This window comes from Legionella sp. PATHC039, assembly GCF_026191275.1.
In the GTDB taxonomy this organism is placed as follows: Bacteria; Pseudomonadota; Gammaproteobacteria; order Legionellales; family Legionellaceae; genus Legionella; species Legionella pneumophila.
In genome coordinates, this window is sequence record NZ_JAPHOP010000001.1 from 2,349,175 (window position 1) to 2,370,858 (window position 21,684).

A 21,684-nucleotide genomic window follows, 5' to 3' on the forward strand; every position below is an offset into this window, starting at 1 on the left:
GGAAACCACTCCATTTTAAGTGATTTGTGATTAAGTAGAACTCTACTTAACGTCATCTTTATTATTGCCCTTTCTCTGCTCTTAATCATCAATATTATTTCTTATAACCAGGTCAAAAACTTACTCTTGGCCATTAACTGGGTTTCTCAAAGTTATGAAATCATCCAAAGCATCCATACTTGTCTTTATGAAGTAGTCAGTATTGAATCTCGCCAGCGGTTTTACCTGATTCGAGACTCAAACGACCAACATATGGTCGATATGAAGAAAATGAAAGCGGAAAATTTGCGTTCAGCCATTTCCAAGTTACATGTTAAATACGGGGCACAACCTGTAGGACAGATAACAGCCTCAATCGGGATCTCGGTCTATGCTGACGATGCCAAATCTCCCACTGGACTGATTGAAGCGGCTGATAAGGCTTTATACCAAGCCAAAAACAAAGGCCGGAATAAGGTGATCTGATTATCCGAAGTAACCTATTGATTTAACTTATCAACAACCCATGGATTTTCAGGAAAAAGCGCTCAGTGTCCAACGTCAGAAACTCTGTGATTTTTAATGGCAAGCCAGTTTGCATTAATGTATACTGTGCCATCATTAGGCATCATGACTTCTCTACATGCTCTATTAAGGAATTATCTCGAATGTTTAGCAAAGCCCTGATCACTGCAACCTATAAAAATGCAAAACCCGGCCAACTTACAGAAGAACATGAAAAAGCTGAGCATCACCGCTTTAAGACAGAATTTCTGTTTAAAAATGCCAAGATCCCTAAAGAGTTATACGCTTCACGCTTGATTCAGCATTTTTTGATTATTAAAGCCTTAGAAACAAAATTACAAAGTTTGTCAAAAACAGAGCAGTCAGAAATCAGCGCATTTTTTGCTTTATCTTATCTTGAGCACCTATGGCGTACCCCTGGTATAGAAAATGATTTACGGCAACTCAGCATTAATCCTGATGAAATTCATAAGAATGAGATAACAAAATCAACCGAATATTACCTTGAAAACATAGGAAAATTTACACCCAAAATCCTCTTGGCTCATTTTTTATTGCATATTGCCGGGTTTATGCATGGAGGGAATATTATTCGCTCGAAATACATTGAACCAAGTAATCGTTTGACCACTTACCAAATAACAGCAGAACAATATGATTTTTCTTCTGCCATCTCCTTTTTATCCTCAGGAAAACATTCACCGCTCGCTCTTTATCAGGATATGATGAAACAAGTCGATAATATTGTTCTAACTGGTGATGAGTATCAAGAGATTCTTGAGCAATGCAAAGGCATCTATGAATCCATGACCAATATCTACGATGACTTATGTGATATGCACACTCATCACTCGAAACTACCCACTTGCTCACTTGCGGCTATCAGCGTCAGTCTGGTTGCACTTGGATTAATTCTAAAACTACTGATGGATTTTTTAAATCCGATGACGAATCCTATAGCAAACGCTCCTCGTTAAAGCCCATCGCCAGAATATTATTGTGGCCTGGATATTAAGATTTACAATGATTTATTTCTTTATATATAATCATTACCCACTTTTATAGAAATTTGAACAATATCAAACAGATAGTGTTGTATTGATAAACAAATGGAACAGTAACAGATGTTAAAACGGGATATTTCAACCCTGAATATATTAGTTGCATCAGCTGGCGGAATGATTGGTTCAGGTTGGTTGTTCAGCCCATTTATCAGTGCCCAAATGGCAGGCAGTAATTCTCTGATAAGCTGGATTATTGCAGCAATATTTATGTTGTTTATTGCCCTACCGCTTTGTGAACTGGGAACGATGTTTCCAGTTTCCGGGGGTATGTCTAATTATCCTACTTACACACATGGTCGAGAAGTGGGTTTTTTATTCGCATGGACATCCTGGTTATCTTATGTCGTTATGACACCTATTGAAATACAAGCAATTTTGCAATATTCAAGCCATTTTTTTCCAATATTAATCGACAATCATAGCGAATCACTCACACTGTCCAATTATGGTTATCTTGCTGCAATTGGGATTATGTTCTTCGTGGTTATTTTGAATTCTTATGGGATTAAATTTTTAGCCGAGTGTAACAAGTATGCCAGCGTCATTAAATTTGTTTTGCCGAGTATCGCTATTATCTCACTGTTAAAGCAATCACCCTCTCTTGTTAATGTTAATATTAATCTGTCATGCAAAGAACATTGGGTAGAGATATTTACCGCTCTTTCTGCAGGCGGTGTAGCTTTTGCTTTTACAGGGTTTCAAAATGGTTTAATCCTGGCAGGAGAAGTTAAAAATCCACAACGAAATATTCCTATTGCCATACTTGGCGCGGTATTGGTTGGCTTTATTCTTTATTTTATGTTGCAGTTCAGCTTTATAGCGGCGGTACCACAAAAATATTTGGCTCAAGGTTGGCATGCATTGAGTTACCCCGGCGATGAAGGCCCACTGGTTGGATTAACTCTTTTGTTAGGACTTGGTATTGTTGCTACTCTGTTATTGTTTGACGCCGCTTTTTCTCCTTTTGGCACGACTTTAGTTTATACCGCAGCTACATCTCGTATTTTGTATGGCATGGCATTAAACCAACATTTGCCCAAGCTCTTCTTAAAGGTCAACCGCCATAACATACCTTACGTAACGCTTTATGCAAATCTTTTGGTTGGCTCTTTTGCATTCTTACCCTTTCCAGGATGGCAAAAACTAGTGGCGTTCCTTTCATCAGCAAGTATTTTATCCTACGGAATTGGCCCGATTTGTCTCTTGGCCATGCGTAAGATACACCCTAACATGGATAGACCTTTCAAACTCAAAAATAGTGTATTCTTGTCGCATATCGCCTTTTATATATGTAATCTCATGCTCTACTGGTGTGGTTTTTCTATTATTTGGAAGCTAAACTTAGCATTGCTTATGGGACTTGGTATTTACTTTTTTTACCATCGCCATATTTCTTTGAGAAATGGCTCGCCTCTGGTGTGGTTTATCATGTACATGGGATCATTTTCTATTATTTCTTATTTAGGATCTTTTGGCGGCATTGGTTTATTAAAATTCCCTTTCGATTTAATTTGCTTCTTGCCTTATAGCATTTTAATACTTTACACATCTCAAGTTTTAGTGACACCCCGCCATGACAGTGACATGGTTGGTAATGTTACAGAATTGCCAGTATACAATTCTTGAGGTAGCAAAACGACAAAATAAAAACGCTTCCTGATTGTCCTTGTCTGTTTTGTAGTGAAACGTCATGATTTCTTATGGGTAAAATGCATCAAGGGTAACTTGCCTGCTTCCTGCCAAGATACCCTGATGCATATTGAGTTTCCAACATTTTTTACGATAAAGCGATTGCATCAAAATAAAATTTGTCTCAGTTCCGCTTCCTGTAATCGAGTTGCCAAAGACTCATCGGACTCCGAACCGGTTTGCACTTTGCCAGAAACGTGAGTATACCTTTTATTCTGTTCATGAGGAAAGAAACCATAACGCGACAAAGTATCAAACAGTGTTTCAAAGTGTTGGTGGTAACGTTTTGTTCTCTCTGATTGAGTTTGGGGTTTGAAGGTTCTTTCAAGAACTTGCTCTTCTTTCAAAGAAACGGCTCTGTCAGATAAGGCTTCATAACCAAAAGCTCGCTTAGGAGGTTTGTATTGTCTGGGTCCCTGGATAGATTCTACTTGTGTTATCCAATGTGTATTACTCAGGTTCTTTAGAGTGACCGTGGGATATTCCGGAATAGGTTTGCCATTCGGTTGTCCAACAACATTGAGATTGATTTTAAGTAGGTCGGCAATTTCTTTCAAATCATCATGCGTAGCCCATCGTCCTTGTTCTTTAATTTTTTCAAGGTTCTTCAAAATAATTGAATTTGAATTGATTGTATTGCCTGATAGAACATCGTTTAGTAAGACTTCTTTAACAAAAGCATTTTCTATTTTCTGTACCTGATGAAAAGGCTGGTTTCTGAGGATTGGTCTCAGTATTCTGGCAATATCTCGCGCTGTTTGAACAATTTCCGGAGAGAGGGCTAGTTCATTGAATTGACTTATCCTTTCCAGCGAATCTCTTCGATAGAGATAAAGTTGTACCAATTCCATGAATTTGCAATAAGCATTTGATCCTTCTACTTTGGTTTGATCTTTACTTCTACCTTCTTCGATTATTCTCTTGACCAAATCTTCTTTATTAACAATGACTGCAATATTTCGTAAAGACATCTGCAATAGAAATAATAATTCACTTTTATAAGTGTAGGGTGAATCATGAAGTTTTGTTAGATCGACATTAAGGATGTCTTGCAGTCGTAATCCATAAATACCTTCGACTTGCTTCCATCGATCATAAGTTTTACTTTTTCCGTAAAGTTTGTATTCATTTTGTATGATGCTTATTAAACCAATAGCAAGAGCATAAAATCCACAATCCCCGCCACCAGGATTATCTATTGAATATGACATCTGTACACTCCCTTTTAGGATTAATGATTTAATGTTTCAGTCAAGCATTATAAAATATGAACATTAAGCAAACATTGTGTAACATATGACATGGGGAAGTGCAAGTCGTTACCAATTATCTTTTACCTTACTTGTGGGTATCCAAGATATTTATAACTTACATTTAATATTGATATCAGTTATTATCGTGTGGAAGAAAAAAATCTTGCTAAAGCCTTAGCCTCTTGTAAATTGATTTCTGCGTTAATCCAATTTAACTTGACTTGCGCTGTTGTTTGTTCACGTTGATTTACTAAAAAAAGTGTACTATCGCCTTCATAAAACCGCTTGTTTTCACCTTCCTCAACTTGCTGTGCCAGTTTTAACTCTTTATTAAGTAACACAACCTGCTGCTGATATATTCTTATCGCAACCAGGAGATTAGACAACTCGTTATTTAATTGTTCATAGGTAAATTTCATTTCTGTTTTCACTTGCTGCAGTTCGCTCGTGGTGCTAATAAGCTTTCCTCTTGCTTCACGTTGAAAAATAGGGAATTTAAAATTCACACCGATCATCGCAGCCTGAGGGATTAATAAAGGATCGCCCCCTGTCCCATATTGCTTAAAAGTATAAGCTGTCGCATCAAGGTTAGGGAGAAGCTCATTTCTTGCTAAATTTTGTTTTAATTGGATAATCCGTGAATAATTATCCAATTTGCGTAAGGCAGGATGTTGTTGTAACTGTGAGATGCTATTGGATACTTTAATTGATCTTCTAGGAAATGAAGTGGGTAATTGACTTTCCGCTGGTTTTTGAGGTCTGCCATTTGCATCCCGATAATAAAGTGAAAGGTTAATACCTGCTTGTGCCAATACCATTTTTCCTTGATTGACCAACTGTTCACGTTGAACAATCAGTTGTAAATTTTCTGCTATGGCAAGCTTAGGCAAATCACCTTGCTGAGCTTGTTGAATAATCGCATTTTGTCGTATTTTAGCTAAATTTAACAGATGCCTAAAAGTTCTTAATTGATAACCAGCCTCAACCCATAACCAATAAGCTTTGATGGTTTCTTGATAAATTTTAATTTTTGTGGCAGCAGCATCCTGCTGTTTCATGCGAATGGTTTCTTCTCTTGTAAAAAGCTCAGTGCGCTCTTTATCAATTTGCCTGTCTCGCAGCAGCGGCAAAGAAAATCCTGCACGATATTCACCGCCTGAGTTGGTCAGAAAATTTCGGTAGTAAACAGGCCAATCCCCTCTACCAATACGATAACCCCCAAACAATTTAAGCCCATTATAGAGTGTTGGCACATTGAATAGATTGTCTGCGTAATTATTAATATATCCACCAACTGGTTGGGATTGAGGACTCACATCGAAAGAAGGATCAAACTTTCCTAAAGCATTCATATAATCACCCTCGGCTTTTGTAATTTCAAGGCATGCTATTAGTATCTGAGGATAACTTCGATCAACGCTTTTGAGTACTGCATCAAGCAGCAAAGGTTTGCTTCGCTTTGGAAAACAGTTGAATGACAATATCAAGAGCAAACATAAGAGAATCAATCTGTTTTTGCTCGAAGAAAAAAAAATCATGATGCTTTATTCTCGCGGTCACTTTCCGGGGGAAAACCATTATACTGGCGCCAAAGCTCATACCATAATGGAACTTCACCCAATTGAACCCAACCGTGAACCCGTACTCCTTGCCTTAAAAACCGAGTACTAGGCCAAGGTTCATTAGGAACAATCACTACGCGAAATAAACCAAATCCATTATCTGTAGGATCGATAAAGGATACTATTCCTCCAAATGTTCCCACAGCAATTTCTGGCCATCCACGAAATTGAATTGCAGGCCATCCTTCAAATTGCAAACGTGCTTTTTGATTCAGACGCACGAAAGGAATATCATTCCCATCAATCCATAATTCAACGGCACGAGACTCTGTTTCAGGCAGAATTTGGGCCAATACCTCTCCAGCATTGACAACGACACTTTCCTGACCGGTCAAACGCCTAAAAATAATACCGGCAACATGGGCTTTAATGATTTGTGTTTCTTGACGCGCAATACGAACATCGACATTCACTTTATCAATGTTTGCCTGGGCTAGTTCATTTTGGTATTTTGCATATTCAATTTGTGCCAATTCGTATTGCCTTCTCGAATTAATCCCTTGTTCATACAATTTCTTTTGTCTGTCAACATTGGCTTTACCAGCAACAATAGCTTGTTTAGCCGCTTCTATACGAAGCAAAATTGCTTTTTTTTCCTGCTCAAGGCGTGACAGAATCTCTGGATCGTTATCAGTAATATCGACTATCGGATCCCCGGGGTTAACGTGCATGCCTTCATCGACATACCACTTCTTTATTCGTCCGCTAATTGGCGAATTAACCGTATGTTGTCTCTCAGTTGGTGAAAAAGCGATGACTTTCCCATTACCTAATGCAAACTGTTGCCATGGGGTAAAACTTAAGAAAAGAAGAATAATCATAAAAACAATAAAAATTATTTTGCCTATTTTTTGAGGCTTAGGCAGTTTACTAATCATTGTATAAGCATACAGTTTCATGAGGGAACCACCAAGCGGTTGGTCAATTTGTTAAAATCAGCGTGTTGGCTCACGATCACCAATAGAGTATTTTTTAATGTCAATACCAATGCCATCATCTCATTGATTTCTTGACGATTTAGAATGTCAAAAGCTCGATCAATCACAATTAATTCAGGCTGCAATAGCATAGCTCTGACCAACATCAGTTTAATAATCTCAACTGAGGTAAACACATCCCGCCATTCATAGAGAATGGTGTGCAGTCCTTCCGGTAGTTGTATAATTTTATCAGCGAGTCCAACATTTTTTAATTGTTCAATAATCACTTTGTTGGACATTGTGCGATGATTGAGTACCAAATTGTCATAAATGCTCCCAGTAAACCACTGGGGCTCTGCAATCAATAAACTAAAACGACGCAGAGAAATAAGGTTTTTCTTCATGCAAGGAATTCCATTTATGAGAACCTGAAGTGAAACAGGATCTTGAAATCCTAACAATTGCTCAACAAACAATTGGCATATATCTGGTTTTTCTGAAGACACTAATAAAGGATTATCAGCAGTAATTAGTGCCTTATCCTTGCCATCTAAACCCAATTGGATGCTTTTAATTGGAGTCAGTAATTCGCCGCTATCCTCCTCTTTCACCTGCTCAAGCGATAAATTAAGTACTGCATCGATTTTATTTTCTGAAGCGACCAACTCATAATAATTTTCTAAAAGAACACTAAAGCGTTTAAATGAGTAAATCAGAGCGCCTAAAACGATTTCAGCGGCAACCAACTGACCAAGACTTAGCTGATCATTAATAACAAGATAGCCCCCCAATCCCAATAAAAGACTGCTCGCCAGAGCCGACAGGGTATAAAAACCGATTTGATGTTTGATAAGCTGCTTAAAATGAGTATTTCTTGCTTTTAAAAAAGCAACCAATTTTTTATCCGTTTGTTGGGTCACAAAGCGGTGATATAAACTAAAACGGAAGAGATAGCGGTTAATCAAAATTTCTTCTAACCAAGCACCTACAACGTGTTTTTCAGAACATTCTTTTTTGGCGCTGACCAACGCTTTTTTGTAAGGAATGAAAATGATCAACAGAATGCTAAGAATGATAAAAATATCAAACAAAAGGAAAAGTGGGTGGTAAATTAGAATCAGCAAAAGCCCAAAAAAGAGTTGTAACCCCAAATTAATGCCATATAACAATAAACTTGCGAGTGATTTTTTGATAGTGACTATTTCAAAAAAGCGATTGACCAACTCCGGCCCATGATGTGTCGAAAAATTATCAAGGGACATGTGGGTGAAATGTCGTGTCAAACTTAAGCTCACTTTAACCATCAGTTTTTGCTGAATTACTTCAATAATTACACTTTGCCATATCTGAAGAGCTCCTAAAGCCACCATTAGAATCAATACCATGAAACTTAAAGTAATGAGTGGTTGTAGTAGCTTGCCGAAAGCGATTAAATTCACAAGTGTTTGTGCGGCAATTGGAATACTCAATGACAGTAAACTAACAAGAACACTAATCATTGCGATGGATGAGAGTGTTTGACGATCTAGCACATCAATAATTGAATTAATTGGTTTTGCATTCATTCCCTAATTATCCCTTTTACCTTTGTTTCTTGTATATGCTGTTAATGTTTTAATTTTTGCAAGATAAAAAATTCAAGCGATTCAATCGCTTTATTGCTTTCACTCTTTTTTAATAAAGAAACATGGACATCATTCAAAACAGGGAGAAAATCATAATCGAGCCGTTCCAGATAATTTGGGATCATGCTGCGCTGAATAGCAGTAATTCCCAACCCAGCGCGCACAGCGGCCATTTTTCCCGCATAACTGGCACTGCTGTATACGAGGCGCCAGTTAATATGAGCTTTGTCCAAAGCATCAATGACATTTCCCCGATAAACACAAGGTGTTGGTGACAGCACTAGTGGAATTGGCCCTCGTTTGTCTAAAATAGGTAATAACTCCTTTTTTCCTATCCACTCAACAGGTTCTGTGCACACATCAATACACTCAGTACCAACCTGTTGCTGAGTCGTTTTAATGAGAATTAAATCAAATTTACCTTCATTAAAACTCTCAATGAGATTAAGCGTCAAGTCACATTCAACGTTCAATAGGACACGAGGATGTAATCTTGAAAATTCCACGAGAACATCCGATAAAATAATACTGGCAAAATCCTCTGGTAATCCGAAGCGGATTTCACCTTGTAACTCAGGCGCTTTAAAACGATCGAGAGACTCTCGATGCAACTCATAAATTCGTTTGGCATACCCTAAAAATATTTCACCATCCGTGGTCAGAGAAAGTTCTCGGCCACGATTAATTAAAGGTTTTTCAATCAGGTTTTCCAATTTAGCTATTTGCTGACTGATAGCCGATTGGGTGCGTCCAACCCGCTGCGCCGCCTTGGTAAAACTTTGTGTTTCAGCCACGGCGAGAAAACATTGTAGTGTGATTGTATCAATTGACATAAGTTTTTCTAATAGTTCTAATCATTATTTTTAATTTTACTTATATTAACATATCTAATATATTTCCACAATAATAACAGAATTTCTAATGGAGAATTAATGTGGATAAACTTTTAAATGGGTTATCGATTTCACTCATGCTATCACCCTTGATAGCGATGCTATTCTATATCTTGTTAGGAAAGACAAGAAATATTCAAGCAACTTATTACGGTACCACAATCATAGGTTTTGGTTTTGGTTTGAGTCTCTTGGCATTAATGATTTCTGCAAATACTGTAAACCAAAACAGCTATTCTTTAGTTCATACTAGCACGTTAAGTCTCTTGCTAACCACATTAATATTATTCATCAGCTTTATTATCCACCGTTTTTCCATACGATACATGCATGGGGATAAGTGCTACCGACGTTATTTTTTCAAACTTTCAGCCATAACTTTAACAACTGTTGTGATGGCTTTAGCAGACAATCTTTTATTATTTTGGATTGCCTGGTCGGTAAGTAACTTGCTCTTAATAAATCTTATGATTCACAAGTCGCAATGGAATGCTGCTTACAACTCAGGAATATTGACTTTAAAAACACTATTACCAGGAAGCTTATCTCTGATCACAGCATTTTGCATATTGTTTGCACTAAATAATACTCTGTCGATTGAAATAATAATCAGCGAAGTGAGCAATAAGCCATCCCCTGCTATTGCTGTAGCGCTTGGATTTATTATCTTAACAGCGATGACGCAATCTGCCATATGGCCTTTTCATCGCTGGCTAATGAGTTCATTAAACTCGCCAACGCCGGTATCTGCTCTAATGCATGCTGGATTAGTTAATGGAGGAGGCTTTCTGATTGTTAAATTTGCACCTTTGTTTGCAACGCAAGCAAATTTATTAACCATTTTATTCGTTTTCGGCGCACTGACTGCTTTATTAGGCAGCCTCTGGAAACTATTGCAGTGGAATATCAAAAGTATGCTTGCCAGTTCCACCATGGCACAAATGGGTTTTATGATGATGCAATGTGGCTTAGGACTTTTCCCAGCCGCTATCGCGCATCTATGCTGGCATGGCTTGTTTAAATCCTATCTTTTCCTCAGTTCAGGCTCTGCCGTCCAACAAAAGAAATATCAGAATAAATCATGTCCCAAAAAATTGACAACCTTATTGATTGCATTTTTTGGTGGGCTGTTGGGAATGTATGGTTTTGCCCTGATCACGGGGAAACCCATCTTATCGCTCCAGGCATCCACCTTTCTTTTAGGTTTTGCATTCATCACAGGTACACAACTCACCATGAGCTTAATTGCAAATGAGAAAGATTTCAAAAAGGTAATTTTAGCCTTGGCTTTAGTTTTCTTAATTGGAGTTTTTTATGGAGGAAGTATCCATCTTATCGAGTCACTCCTACCTAATCTAACAGGATTTACTCAATACCAATTAAGCAGCTTACAAGGCTTAACTCTGATTGTCTTCTTTTCCCTTTGGATTGTATTCAGCATGGGGTTATTCAAAAAAATCAGAGAGACAAGACTTTGGGATTGGTTTTACATGTACATGTTTAACGCAAGTACTCCTCATCCCAAAACCATTACGGCAAATCGACATACTTATTACTATTAAGAAAAGGAGCAAACATGAGCAGCCACATCACTCTAATCAAAACTAATAAGGACAATCAAAATCAAATGACTCAATGTAACTACCCAATCGATAATGATGTCATGATTATCCAGGCCATGGTAAATAATGTTGCAAAACAAATTACACCTGTATGGCCTCTGGAAAAATTTATTGCCTGTAATTCCTTGCATGGTTTTGAATCGATGTCCTTTGAAGAGGCTATCCTGATAAATCAAACAGCAAAAAAAGGCACTCCATTTAATGAAAAACTGGAAAGAGTTAATTGGCACATGATCAAATGGTGTGGGAGCTTTCTGGACATTGGACAAGGCACGATTGAAATGCCTCATCGTGATAAAGGCTTATATTTTGGTTTTTTAAAGCTAGCCCCTTTTGACAGCGCACTGCATCAAAACAATAAATCAACAAAGATCTGGTTATCAAACCTGCCAGAAATGCCTGAACAAGCTATCCAACTTTGCCTCGATAAACTTGGCGTATTAAACCAAAGACAAGAGGAATTTCTCCAATCTACTCTGTCTCACTTACCTGGATGGGCTGGATACATTAAGTGGATAAGCGAATGGAAAAATCGTAATGGCAAGGAAGAAAATCCTGTAAGCCTAGTCGATTTTCTTGCAGTGAGGCTGATAATCACCTGCGTATTATGGCCAGAAGCAAATCTGGAAGAAAAAAAAAAGGAAAAGGATAGTACACATACTAAACAACTTATTCAAAATATAAAACACAAAGAAGATGATTACAGGCAATTGCTTTTAAAGAAGCTTTTGCCTGAGTTAAACAAAGTTCAGATAAAAGAAAATAGAGCTAATGCCCAAATGGTTTTTTGCATTGATGTCCGCTCAGAACCGTTTCGACGATGTATAGAAAAACTGGGAAGCTACGAGACTTTGGGATTTGCAGGATTCTTTGGTTTACCTGTGAGTATCAAAGATTATGACGGTGAAACAATAAAAGACTCCTGCCCAGTCCTCTTAAAGCCACGATTTAATATCCATGAAAAAGCAATTGCTGCAAATGAACATTGCATAGAGCATCATAAGAAAGGTAAAGAGCTTAAAAAAATTTTGAACCGGGTCTATCAGCAATTAAAGTACAATTTTTCAACCCCCTTTGCCCTGGTAGAATCATTAGGAATCTGGTGTGGGATTACAATGTTCCTCAAATCATGTAGCCCAATTTTCGCTAGACGTATTACCAAAAACCTAAACGAAATGATATGCCCCTCCATTCAAACACAGCCTGTTTTTGAATTGGATTTATTAGAGAAGGAGGTGGGGATCTCACTTCAAGAACAAATTGCCTATGCCGAAATGGCATTGAAACTCATGGGACTAACTGATAACTTTGCCAAACTTGTTATTTTCTGTGGTCATGGCAGCTCTACGCAAAATAATCCTTATGCTTCAGCCCTGGATTGCGGCGCTTGTGGAGGTAATCAAGGTGGAAAAAACGCGCAATTACTGGCGTCTATCCTCAATAAAATAACAGTGAGAAGGGCTCTGGCAGAAAATGGAATCAATATTCCCCAAGATACTGTGTTCTGTGGCGCACAACATGACACAACGACGGATGAGGTTGAAATTTATCATTCAAATGTCAGTCAATTCATTGACCAAGATATCCTCGACCAGCTTAGAACTGACTTAAAAATGGCTAAGCATAATAATAATTTAGAGCGAATTAACTATTTGAATTCTATAGATTGCCCGGAAAAAGACATTGTACGAAGAAGCACGGATTGGTCAGAAACAAGACCAGAATGGGGACTTGCTCGCAATGCCGCTTTCATCGTAGCACCTCGCCAACTGACCAAAAACATTGATCTGGAAGGGCGTTCTTTCTTGCATTCTTATGACTGGACCAAGGACGAAGACGGCACCCTGCTTGAAACCATTTTGACTGCACCTATGGTGGTTGCCCAATGGATTAATACCCAGTACCTGTTTTCAACAATCGACAACGTGGCATATGGAAGTGGCAGTAAAATCACTCATAATGTCGCAGGAAAAATTGGAGTCATGCAAGGCAATGCCAGTGATCTAATGCATGGACTACCACTGCAATCTGTCATGAGCTATGATGACAAATCCTTTCATGAGCCACAACGCTTGTTAACTATAGTCTATGCTCCTCGTGAAATTATCAGTGAACTAGTTGAAAAACACGATGTCTTAAAAACCTTGTTTTTTAATGAATGGGTTCATTTGGTAGCGATTGATCCACGTAGTCACTTGTTTTACAAGTTAGAGAAAACCAATACATGGTCTGTAATTAAGTGAAAGGAGTTTTATGATGAATATAATCAAAGTATCAGAAAAAAAAGAGATGAACATCTCTTTGCATCCGATGAAAAAGATCGAAGTGATCGTATCTGGTGAAAATGAAAATATGGTCGCTAACATGATGGAGAAGGCAAATATTTCTGGTTTTACCTTATTGCGAAACGTCTCTGGAAAAGGACATCATGGGTTTCATGAAGGTAAAATTTTGTTTAACGACAAAGCCTCTTTCGTCATGTTTATTGCAGTGGCAACTGAGGAAGCTATTGCCAAAATTGCACTTGGCATGAAAACTCTATTCCAAAAGAATTCAGGAGTCCTCTTTGTGTCGGATGTTTCTGTTGCTAGAGTCGATTATTTCTCTTAGTATTTAACTTTGGAGGTGACCCCTATGCACTATCAGAATCAGCATGTTTTACTGGCCTCAAAACATCAAAAGGAAAAAGCGATTCAGCCTCCTTTTGAGGAGAAATTAGGCTGTTTTATCCATGTCCCTGCTGATTATGATACTGATCAGTTCGGCACCTTCACCGGTGAAATACCAAGAAAAGCCTCAGCCTATGAAACATTAATTCTGAAAGCTAAAGCAGCAGCCCAGCAATTTGGATACCGTTATGTTATATCCAGTGAAGGAAGCTTCGGCCCCCATCCCCAGCTTTATTTTTGTCCTGCAGATACTGAATTGATGGCCTTTGTTGATTTGGATAATGACTTAATTATCGCTGAGCACGAATTATCTACAGAGACAAATTACAGTCATATTGATATCAGTGCCACAAATGACTATGAAGCGTTTCTCAACAAAGCAAAATTTCCAAGTCACGGTATTATTGTTCGAACCTTAAATAGGGAAGAGAATTATATTCAAAAAGGAATCTGTGAGCTTGAGCAACTTAAAACAGCGATTCAAAAAGCGTTCACATACAGTACAACTATCCGCCTTGAAACCGATATGAGAGCGATGATGAATCCACTTCGGATGAATGTAATTAACAAACTTGCCGTGAAACTGGTTCAGCGTATTCAGCAACATTGTCCTCAATGTCACACTCCAGGGTTTGGAAAAATCTCGGCTGAAGGTCATTTAGCCTGCATTTCTTGTGGAACACCAACAGAACTTTACCTGCGAAAAGTTTTAAATTGTCTAAAATGTGAGTTTAAGACTTATCAAGCGCGAGACGATGGACTAGAATTTGCTGACCAAAGGTATTGTCCTTATTGTAATCCTTAACCGTTTGCGAGAATCAAGTATATGCTATGTTATAAACATTCAAACAAGAGAGGCACACTATGAAACCCATATTAATAGGTCTAATTATGGGTTCTCAAAGTGATTGGCAAACATTAATCCATGCTGCCCAAACACTGGATGCGCTCAACATTGGCTATGAGGCAGAAATTGTCTCCGCTCATAGGACACCCGACAAACTTTTCCAGTATGCGGAACAGGCTGAGGAAAGAGGTTTGGAAGTGATTATTGCTGGTGCAGGAGGAGCCGCTCATCTCCCAGGCATGGTAGCAGCCAAAACATCTTTGCCTGTTTTAGGTGTTCCCGTCATGTCACAAACTTTAAACGGCGTCGATTCCTTGCTATCCATTGTGCAAATGCCTGCGGGGATACCTGTAGGGACTTTATCGATAGGTAAAGCAGGTGCCATTAATTCTGCACTGTTTGCAGCTGCAATTCTTGCTAATAAATATCCTGATATTCGAGCTGCCTTAAAACGCTATCGAGAACAACAAACACAAAAAGTGCTCGACAATCCAAACCCTAAAGAGGAAAAGTCATGAAACTTGGTATTCTAGGTGGTGGCCAACTTGCAAGAATGTTGGCATTAGCAGCATATCCCTTAGGGATTAACACTGTCTGCCTGGATCCCAGCCCTGACGCCTGTGCGAGTCAACTCACCAGGCTGATAGTCTCTGATTTTAATGATGAATTGGCTTTAAAACAATTTTTGTCAGAAGTGGATTGCGTGACAATAGAAACCGAAAATATACCATTTTCCTGCGCCGAATTGGCTGCCCAAATAAGGCCTTTCTATCCATCAACACAAGCTCTGAAAATTACGCAAGACAGATTGCATGAAAAAAATTTTTTCAGAACTCTGAATATTCCTGTACCAGAATTTTTACCGGTTGAATCAGAAGATGAATTGATACAGGCTATTTCAGTCATAGGAATGCCTGCTGTGTTAAAAACAAGAAGGTTTGGCTATGATGGCAAGGGCCAATATGTTTTGCGAACCCAAGCTGATATTTCAAAAAGTTGGGGCCTGTTAGGCGGCCAACCACTCATTCTTGAAAAATTAATCTCCTTTGAAAGCGAATTTTCGTTAATTGCTGTTCGTAATAAGAATGGTGAAACAAGTTTCTACCCATTGATTAAAAATCATCACAGGAAGGGCATTTTACATTTCTCAGAAGCACCTGTTCATCATGATACCTTACAACAGGAGGCGCAAAATCATGCATTCAAAATTTTAGAAGCACTGAATTATATCGGTGTACTTACCATTGAGTTTTTTTATCAAGACAACCAATTGATTGCGAATGAGATAGCACCACGCGTTCATAATTCTGGCCACTGGACTATCGAGGGAGCACATACTAGCCAATTCGAAAATCATCTGCGCGCTCTTTTTGATTTGCCCTTGGGAAGCACTGAAGTAAGCGGCTCTTGTTTTTTATTAAATTGCATTGGCAATCTGCTGCCATTGGAACCCTGTTTATCGATCCCGGGCGTTCATTACCACGCCTATGGAAAAGCACCCCGGCCAGATCGCAAGGTAGGTCATGTTACCCTTATCGATACTCATTTGGAACGTTATGCAAAAAGTAAAGACTTACTTCTTGACATTTCATGAGTAACAGATAGTTAGAAAGCGAGCAATAGCAGTCAGTGCATAATATTGTTTGCAATTTGGAAAGCTGAACTTTGGATTCTGTTTCCTACTACTCATCCTCATTATCCTGCTTATTATTGGTTGTCACTATAGACTCGGCATCAATGGAGCTTCCAGGAATTTTTCGGCTTTCGCTGGCCCATTCTCCCAGATCTATTAATTTGCATCGTTCAGAGCAAAAAGGCCTGAACTGGTTATCAGGGCTCCAGGTATTTTGCTTGCCACAAATGGGGCATTTGATTTTTTGCTGGTTGTTCATTACGGTTTTTCTAATTTATATAGTTTAGATATGAAGTATGGCTACAGCAGCAATGATTTTCAATATACCTGCCTCATTTGGACAATAGGAAAATAGATCTCTTGCATTCCCCAATCTAAAACTAATTATCAACATGCACTTCGCGCACCAGAGCCAACCAGGCTTGCGCAGCCTCGGAGAGATAAGAATTTCTGCGCCAAGTCATCGCCATATTCCATTGGAACTCACTTCCATTAAGTAAAAGAGAGCGAATTTGTGTCGTATGCCTTTGAGTGGCAATCATCCGTGGCAAAAAAGTAACCCCAAGGCCTGCTGCAACAAGCTCCAGCATAAAATCAATCTGACTGCTTTGAGCCACCACCTTAGGTTCGAAACCAGCATGACGGCACGCATCCAATATAATTCGATGTAGTGCGAAACCACTGCCAAAAAGGATGAAAGGTATTTCTTTAAGTTCTGGTAGAGAAATGCAATGTTTAGTTGCTAATGGATGTCCAGATGCCAGGAGCGCGACTAACGGTTCAGAGCGAACTAATTGGCAATCAAATTCTTTGGAAGTGGGTAATAAGGTTCCAGCAAAATCTATCTCTCCTGCACGCAAACACTCTGCAAGTTTATCGCTGCCATGTTCAACAAGCTCTACTTCAATGCCTGGATAACGTTGTCTGTACAGAACAAAAAGAGGGGCAAATAAAGTACTGCTGCCCACCGGAGAAATACCCAAACGCAGTCGACCTTGTTTCAAACCTCGGATTTCATCCAATTCTTTAAGAAGATCATCTCGATCAGCCAGTAGTTTGGTTCCTCGCTGATAAACAATTTCACCTGCTGTTGTTGGTACATTACGCTTTTTAAACCGCTCAATCAGAGTGATACCTAACTCCTCTTCAAGCTGTTTTATGGCTTTACTCACTGTAGACTGGGTCGCAAATAGATTTTCAGCTGCTTTGGAAAAACTACCCTGCCGTACAACCTCTATGAAAATCTGAAACAGTTTAAATTCCATAATTATTCCATATTGGAAAGGTTATTAGTCTATAAATTCATTTTATTCATCTTAATTAAAAGTGTAAACTTAAATGAAAAAATAATATTCATCATGAACACATATATGGCAAACAAAATTCAGCAAAATTCATTTTTTCAGATAGTATTGGTTGGCTTATTTTGGTTAGCTAGTGAATTATTGCTCAAACTGATCAAGCTTCCTTTGTCCGGAGGAATCCTTGGCTTGGGAATTGTTTTACTGCTTTTAGCGACGAATTGCTTAAAATTAAATCGTATAAGACGGGGGGCTGAGTTACTCCTTGCCAATATGTTACTTTTTTTTATCCCTGGCGTCCTTGCAATACTGGAGCACCAGGAATTTATCGGTCTTTTAGGCCTTAAAATTCTCTTCATTATTCTGCTCAGCACAATCACGGTGATGCTAGTCACTGCCCTTGTTGTAGATTATTGCTACCGTTGGAGAACGCATCATGCCAAGCAACATTCTCTCTGAATCCATGATTCAGGCATTTTTCTGGTCGCTTATCACAATAGGCATGTATTTTATTACCCAAAAACTATATAGAAGATGGCCCTTTTGGTGGCTAATGCCGCTTGCTTTAACACCAATACTGGTTGCCAGCGTAGTGCTTTTACTGCATGTAAACTACGAGGACTATTTCCGCGGAACAAAATGGCTAGTCTTGTTAATCGGTCCTGCAACCGTAGCCTTTGCCATTCCCATTTATGAAAAACGTGCCCTCATTCGCCAGCATTGGCCAGTGATTTTAATTGGCGTGATTGTGGGAAGTTTCACTGCTATAGCATCCAGTTGGGGATTGGCAATCCTTCTTGGCCTTGATGATAATTTACGTTTAAGTCTGCTCCCTCGCTCTATCAGCACACCGTTTGCTATAGAAATCTCAAGGGGAATTGGTGCGGCACCTGATTTGACTGCGATTTTTGTTATTGTCACAGGGATATTGGGAGCTATACTCGGCGAGTTCATCCTGTCGCGATTGCCTTTTAACTCAGCTCTTGCCAGAGGTGCCCTTTTAGGAGTAGGAGCCCATGCGGCAGGAACCGCTCAGGCCCATAAAATAGGGAATACGGAAGGCGCCATTGCCAGTTTGGCTATGATTTTAGTAGGCCTATTTAATATACTTCTTCTCCCCCTTATCAGCCATCTTTTGAAATAAAAGTGCGTTTAGTAGAAATTAAAGGGAACTCCTCTAGTTAAGAAAAAATCATAACCATGTTATTTTATGGTTTTTCCATCAATAGAAGAAAATAATGACTATTGCTCTTGTGTGGTTCCGTCAAGATTTAAGATTGACCGATAATCCCGCGTTCATCGAAGCATGCTCCCATCATGAAATTGTAATTCCACTTTATATTTATGATGATAAATGCAGTGTTTTAGGGCAAGCTCAAGCTTGGTGGCTCCATCATAGTCTCATTGCTTTGGGCAAATCGTTAAATCAACTGGGTTTAAGCCTCGTTCTTCGCAAAGGATCTCCGCAAGAGATTATTTTGGAATTAGTCGCGCAGTATGGTGTGGAATCAGTCTATTGGAATCGCTGCTACGAGCCACAGGTCATTGCACGCGATAAAAAAATTAAGTTTGCTTTGGGTGAAAGAAAAATTAAAGTGCAGAGTTTCAATGGAAATTTACTTCATGAGCCGTGGACAATTAAAAATAAAAATGGGGATTTTTTTAAGGTTTTTACTCCTTACTGGAAACAATGTCGACAAATTCTTAATATCCCCTCGCCTTTTTTTCTCACTAAACGCCCAAGGGGAATTGAAATTACAAGTGATGACATTGGCAAATGGAAGTTATTGCCAGCAATTAATTGGGCAGCACGATTTTCTGAATATTGGATTCCTGGAGAAGAAGGCGCACAAAAAAAACTGGATGAGTTTATTGCTCATCACCTTAGCGGATATAAAAGGGATCGCGATTTTCCAGCAAAAAATGCGACCTCTCGATTGTCCCCTCATTTGCACTTTGGTGAAATCAGTCCTTGGGTGATTTTAAGAGCGCTGGAGTTGGCTAAACTGGAACAAACCTGTGATCTGGCCTCATTAGAACATTTTTTATCAGAGCTGGGGTGGAGAGAGTTTTCTGTCTATCTGCTCTACCACTTCCCCAAGCTGGATTGCGAAAATTTTAGAAAGGAATTTGATGCATTCCCTTGGCAAAATGATGAGCAATTATTAACTTGCTGGCAAAAGGGAATGACTGGGTATCCTATCATTGATGCTGGAATGAGAGAATTATGGGCCACAGGATACATGCACAACCGTGTTCGCATGATTGTCGCATCATTTCTTACCAAAGATTTACTGATTGATTGGCGTTCGGGCGCACAGTGGTTTTTAGACACTCTAGTCGATGCAGATCTGGCGAATAACAGCGCGAGCTGGCAATGGGTAGCAGGATGCGGTGCGGATGCAGCACCTTATTTCCGTATTTTCAATCCTGTTTTACAAAGCCAAAAATTTGACCCGGCTGGCGTTTACATACGCCAATGGATCCCCGAACTTGCCCAATTAAATACTCAGTCAATTCATCAACCCTGGACAGATGCTGACGCCAGTTCCATTTTTTTAGGAAAAAAATATCCCAACCCCATCATTGATCACCAAGAAGCGAGAACTAAGGCATTGAGTTACTATCAGCAAATAAAAAAAGGAATGGATTGACAATAGATTAACTAAAATTTGGAGAGACCCTATTGAACAAAAAAAGTTGGATGGAGCTGATTGCCTGGATCATTACCTTTGAAGCAATTGGTTTTTTTTTAGGAATGCTGACGCAAGCGAATATTCCCTCTTGGTATGAGGGGCTCAATAAATCCGGTTTAACTCCTCCTGGACCAGTATTTTCAATTGTTTGGTCGATTTTATATGCCCTTCTTGCAATAACTGGTTGGGCTTTATGGTGCTCTCGAAAAAAGTCTGAGATGAGATCCGTATTTTATTTATATTCAGTACAGATGCTGATGAATTGGGCATGGACCCCGCTTTTTTTTGTGCTGCATTGGACTGGGCTTAGTTTGTTATGGATTCTTGTGATGGTGGGGCTCACTGGGCTTCTGATTTTGAGCCTAAAAAATAAGAAAAAAAGCATCACTATATTCTTGCTCCCCTATCTCGTTTGGCTTCTTTTTGCCGCCTATCTCAATGGCGTGATATGGCTTCTCAATTAACTGTCCCCAAGTTATCCCTTAAGCCAAATACAAACTGGCTATAGTGAAATCGTGCTAAATCTTACTTTGCGAGATAAGCACAGGACTTACGAAAAACTCCAAGGTCAAGGCAAAAAATGTTTTTAATGAGGGAGTTTAGATAAACTAAATGACTGAATTAAAACCATTTTTTAGCATAGAGATTGGGGTTTTCGTAAGTCCTGAAGCAATCATCTTTGAGCCAACAGAATATTGCCCTCTGAAGAATTAGGGTTGAGGGCAGTTGGAAATCCAATCCATAGTATTATCTTCCGCGATATTGTAAATATCCGAATTATTAACAATAAGAGAATCTTGTAACGCAGAGGTGAGTTGGCAATGTTTTGCGCCATGCTTGACTAAAAATAAAAGAGGAGACTTCCTTTGCTGATCTTTTTTTAAGATTTTGGCTAGGGCTGCCTCACCAAAATCATCAACAGCATCAACAGAGCCGACATGTTGCTGGCAAAATTTAATTAGCAAATCACTCATCAAGGGATATTCCTCAGATTTGTTCGCAATGGTCTTGATTGCCTTGGGAAAGAGGTTCTTTTGCCATGGTGAGTACAAGGCTGACATTAATTTTTGCGCAACACGATCTGCTCCTGAATCCAATTCAGCAGTTAGCATGCTGATTTGCTCATCATAACTACCATTAGCTTGGGATAAAAAATCTAAAAAGAGCTGTTCGTAATCTTTTTCAGCATAAAATTCCGCTGTCATGGGAGTATCGGTTTTATCACTCGCCAGAAAGCGCTTAACAGGTTTATCTAGGTTTAAGAAAATTCGATTTTTGATAATTGCTGCATTTTTCATATCACAACTTACTCTACCTGGATATATAATTTTCATTATAATGAAATT

21 protein-coding genes are annotated in these 21,684 nt (G+C 38.9%); 13 read left to right on the forward strand and 8 right to left on the reverse strand.

Features of this window, described 5'->3' with window-relative positions; genetic code table 11:
- Window positions 1-126: 126 nt before the first annotated feature.
- The 3 genes from OQI99_RS10715 (at window position 127) to OQI99_RS10725 (ending at window position 3,194) form a co-directional block, all read left to right on the forward strand.
- Window positions 127-465: a diguanylate cyclase gene (locus OQI99_RS10715; RefSeq protein ID WP_265731908.1), complete on the forward strand. Its 339-nt coding sequence runs from the start codon at window positions 127-129 to the stop codon at window positions 463-465.
- Window positions 466-647: 182 nt separating this feature from the next.
- Window positions 648-1,481 (forward strand): biliverdin-producing heme oxygenase, encoded by an 834-nt coding sequence (locus OQI99_RS10720; protein ID WP_265731909.1) that lies wholly within the window; start codon window positions 648-650, stop codon window positions 1,479-1,481.
- 147 nt (window positions 1,482-1,628) lie between these two features.
- Entirely contained in the window at window positions 1,629-3,194 is a 1,566-nt protein-coding gene (locus tag OQI99_RS10725) for an APC family permease (RefSeq protein WP_265731910.1), read from the forward strand.
- A gap of 170 nt (window positions 3,195-3,364) precedes the next feature.
- Here OQI99_RS10725 and OQI99_RS10730 read toward each other — a convergent pair whose 3' ends face one another.
- The 5 genes from OQI99_RS10730 to OQI99_RS10750 all read right to left on the reverse strand — a co-directional run bounded on the left by OQI99_RS10730 (window position 3,365) and on the right by OQI99_RS10750 (window position 9,510).
- A complete protein-coding gene (locus OQI99_RS10730) occupies window positions 3,365-4,468 on the reverse strand; it encodes a type IV secretion protein Dot (protein ID WP_265731911.1) in 1,104 nt (367 codons plus the stop codon).
- A gap of 182 nt (window positions 4,469-4,650) precedes the next feature.
- Window positions 4,651-6,048 carry a TolC family protein gene (locus OQI99_RS10735; RefSeq protein WP_265731912.1) on the reverse strand — a complete coding sequence of 466 codons (1,398 nt, stop codon included), beginning with the start codon at window positions 6,046-6,048 and terminating at the stop codon, window positions 4,651-4,653.
- Entirely contained in the window at window positions 6,045-7,031 is a 987-nt protein-coding gene (locus tag OQI99_RS10740) for an HlyD family secretion protein (RefSeq protein ID WP_061514201.1), read from the reverse strand. Before OQI99_RS10740 ends, OQI99_RS10735 begins: the two co-directional genes overlap by 4 nt.
- A complete protein-coding gene (locus OQI99_RS10745) occupies window positions 7,028-8,617 on the reverse strand; it encodes an ABC transporter transmembrane domain-containing protein (RefSeq protein WP_265731913.1) in 1,590 nt (529 codons plus the stop codon). The genes OQI99_RS10740 and OQI99_RS10745 overlap by 4 nt, the downstream gene beginning before the upstream one ends.
- Before the next feature lie 41 nt (window positions 8,618-8,658).
- Window positions 8,659-9,510, reverse strand: coding sequence for a LysR substrate-binding domain-containing protein (locus OQI99_RS10750; RefSeq protein WP_265731914.1), 852 nt, complete (start codon window positions 9,508-9,510; stop codon window positions 8,659-8,661).
- Window positions 9,511-9,611: 101 nt separating this feature from the next.
- Between OQI99_RS10750 and OQI99_RS10755 the strand changes: the two genes are divergently transcribed.
- Genes OQI99_RS10755 through OQI99_RS10780 form a run of 6 tightly spaced genes read left to right on the forward strand, consistent with a single transcriptional unit; the run spans window position 9,612 to window position 16,302 of the window.
- Window positions 9,612-11,132, forward strand: coding sequence for a proton-conducting transporter membrane subunit (locus OQI99_RS10755; protein WP_265731915.1), 1,521 nt, complete (start codon window positions 9,612-9,614; stop codon window positions 11,130-11,132).
- A gap of 14 nt (window positions 11,133-11,146) precedes the next feature.
- Complete coding sequence (locus OQI99_RS10760; RefSeq protein ID WP_265731916.1) at window positions 11,147-13,435, forward strand: DUF2309 domain-containing protein; 2,289 nt, start codon at window positions 11,147-11,149, stop codon at window positions 13,433-13,435.
- A gap of 13 nt (window positions 13,436-13,448) precedes the next feature.
- Window positions 13,449-13,802 carry a DUF190 domain-containing protein gene (locus tag OQI99_RS10765; RefSeq protein WP_061513384.1) on the forward strand — a complete coding sequence of 118 codons (354 nt, stop codon included), beginning with the start codon at window positions 13,449-13,451 and terminating at the stop codon, window positions 13,800-13,802.
- A gap of 24 nt (window positions 13,803-13,826) precedes the next feature.
- Window positions 13,827-14,666, forward strand: coding sequence for a DUF6671 family protein (locus OQI99_RS10770; protein WP_061513385.1), 840 nt, complete (start codon window positions 13,827-13,829; stop codon window positions 14,664-14,666).
- Between the two features lie 59 nt (window positions 14,667-14,725).
- A complete protein-coding gene (gene purE / locus OQI99_RS10775; protein WP_011945461.1) occupies window positions 14,726-15,226 on the forward strand; it encodes a 5-(carboxyamino)imidazole ribonucleotide mutase in 501 nt (166 codons plus the stop codon).
- The gene (locus OQI99_RS10780) at window positions 15,223-16,302 is read left to right on the forward strand and encodes a 5-(carboxyamino)imidazole ribonucleotide synthase (protein WP_265731917.1); all 1,080 of its coding nucleotides are present in this window, start codon (window positions 15,223-15,225) and stop codon (window positions 16,300-16,302) included. The genes purE and OQI99_RS10780 overlap by 4 nt, the downstream gene beginning before the upstream one ends.
- 88 nt (window positions 16,303-16,390) lie before the next feature.
- Here the strand turns inward: OQI99_RS10780 and yacG are convergent, their stop codons facing one another.
- Complete coding sequence (yacG, locus tag OQI99_RS10785; protein ID WP_265731918.1) at window positions 16,391-16,600, reverse strand: DNA gyrase inhibitor YacG; 210 nt, start codon at window positions 16,598-16,600, stop codon at window positions 16,391-16,393.
- A 121-nt stretch (window positions 16,601-16,721) separates the two neighbouring features.
- On the reverse strand, window positions 16,722-17,606 hold the full coding sequence (locus OQI99_RS10790) for a LysR family transcriptional regulator (protein WP_265731919.1): 885 nt from the start codon (window positions 17,604-17,606) through the stop codon (window positions 16,722-16,724).
- A 105-nt stretch (window positions 17,607-17,711) separates the two neighbouring features.
- On the opposite strand from OQI99_RS10790, the gene OQI99_RS10795 reads away from it, so the two are divergent.
- The 4 genes from OQI99_RS10795 (at window position 17,712) to OQI99_RS10810 (ending at window position 20,802) form a co-directional block, all read left to right on the forward strand.
- Window positions 17,712-18,101: a CidA/LrgA family protein gene (locus OQI99_RS10795; protein ID WP_322783717.1), complete on the forward strand. Its 390-nt coding sequence runs from the start codon at window positions 17,712-17,714 to the stop codon at window positions 18,099-18,101.
- A complete protein-coding gene (locus OQI99_RS10800) occupies window positions 18,079-18,786 on the forward strand; it encodes an LrgB family protein (RefSeq protein ID WP_265731921.1) in 708 nt (235 codons plus the stop codon). Before OQI99_RS10795 ends, OQI99_RS10800 begins: the two co-directional genes overlap by 23 nt.
- Before the next feature lie 94 nt (window positions 18,787-18,880).
- Window positions 18,881-20,296 carry a cryptochrome/photolyase family protein gene (locus OQI99_RS10805; RefSeq protein WP_265731922.1) on the forward strand — a complete coding sequence of 472 codons (1,416 nt, stop codon included), beginning with the start codon at window positions 18,881-18,883 and terminating at the stop codon, window positions 20,294-20,296.
- A 32-nt stretch (window positions 20,297-20,328) separates the two neighbouring features.
- Window positions 20,329-20,802, forward strand: a complete 474-nt coding sequence (locus OQI99_RS10810) for a TspO/MBR family protein (protein WP_265731923.1) — start codon at window positions 20,329-20,331, stop codon at window positions 20,800-20,802.
- Window positions 20,803-21,048: 246 nt separating this feature from the next.
- Here the strand turns inward: OQI99_RS10810 and ravG are convergent, their stop codons facing one another.
- Entirely contained in the window at window positions 21,049-21,672 is a 624-nt protein-coding gene (gene ravG, locus OQI99_RS10815) for a Dot/Icm T4SS effector RavG (RefSeq protein ID WP_265731924.1), read from the reverse strand.
- Window positions 21,673-21,684: the final 12 nt, after the last annotated feature.

Bases quoted from the DNA above. Each gene is read 5' to 3' on its own strand.
- OQI99_RS10720 (WP_265731909.1), top strand. From the start codon at position 648: ATGTTTAGCAAAGCCCTGATCACTGCAACCTATAAAAATGCAAAACCC.
- OQI99_RS10725 (WP_265731910.1), top strand. From the start codon at position 1,629: ATGTTAAAACGGGATATTTCAACCCTGAATATATTAGTTGCATCAGCT.
- OQI99_RS10730 (WP_265731911.1), bottom strand. From the start codon at position 4,468: ATGTCATATTCAATAGATAATCCTGGTGGCGGGGATTGTGGATTTTAT.
- OQI99_RS10735 (WP_265731912.1), bottom strand. From the start codon at position 6,048: ATGATTTTTTTTTCTTCGAGCAAAAACAGATTGATTCTCTTATGTTTG.
- OQI99_RS10740 (WP_061514201.1), bottom strand. From the start codon at position 7,031: ATGAAACTGTATGCTTATACAATGATTAGTAAACTGCCTAAGCCTCAA.
- OQI99_RS10745 (WP_265731913.1), bottom strand. From the start codon at position 8,617: ATGAATGCAAAACCAATTAATTCAATTATTGATGTGCTAGATCGTCAA.
- OQI99_RS10750 (WP_265731914.1), bottom strand. From the start codon at position 9,510: ATGTCAATTGATACAATCACACTACAATGTTTTCTCGCCGTGGCTGAA.
- OQI99_RS10760 (WP_265731916.1), top strand. From the start codon at position 11,147: ATGAGCAGCCACATCACTCTAATCAAAACTAATAAGGACAATCAAAAT.
- OQI99_RS10765 (WP_061513384.1), top strand. From the start codon at position 13,449: ATGAATATAATCAAAGTATCAGAAAAAAAAGAGATGAACATCTCTTTG.
- OQI99_RS10770 (WP_061513385.1), top strand. From the start codon at position 13,827: ATGCACTATCAGAATCAGCATGTTTTACTGGCCTCAAAACATCAAAAG.
- purE (WP_011945461.1), top strand. From the start codon at position 14,726: ATGAAACCCATATTAATAGGTCTAATTATGGGTTCTCAAAGTGATTGG.
- OQI99_RS10780 (WP_265731917.1), top strand. From the start codon at position 15,223: ATGAAACTTGGTATTCTAGGTGGTGGCCAACTTGCAAGAATGTTGGCA.
- yacG (WP_265731918.1), bottom strand. From the start codon at position 16,600: ATGAACAACCAGCAAAAAATCAAATGCCCCATTTGTGGCAAGCAAAAT.
- OQI99_RS10790 (WP_265731919.1), bottom strand. From the start codon at position 17,606: ATGGAATTTAAACTGTTTCAGATTTTCATAGAGGTTGTACGGCAGGGT.
- OQI99_RS10795 (WP_322783717.1), top strand. From the start codon at position 17,712: ATGGCAAACAAAATTCAGCAAAATTCATTTTTTCAGATAGTATTGGTT.
- OQI99_RS10800 (WP_265731921.1), top strand. From the start codon at position 18,079: ATGCCAAGCAACATTCTCTCTGAATCCATGATTCAGGCATTTTTCTGG.
- OQI99_RS10805 (WP_265731922.1), top strand. From the start codon at position 18,881: ATGACTATTGCTCTTGTGTGGTTCCGTCAAGATTTAAGATTGACCGAT.
- ravG (WP_265731924.1), bottom strand. From the start codon at position 21,672: ATGAAAATTATATATCCAGGTAGAGTAAGTTGTGATATGAAAAATGCA.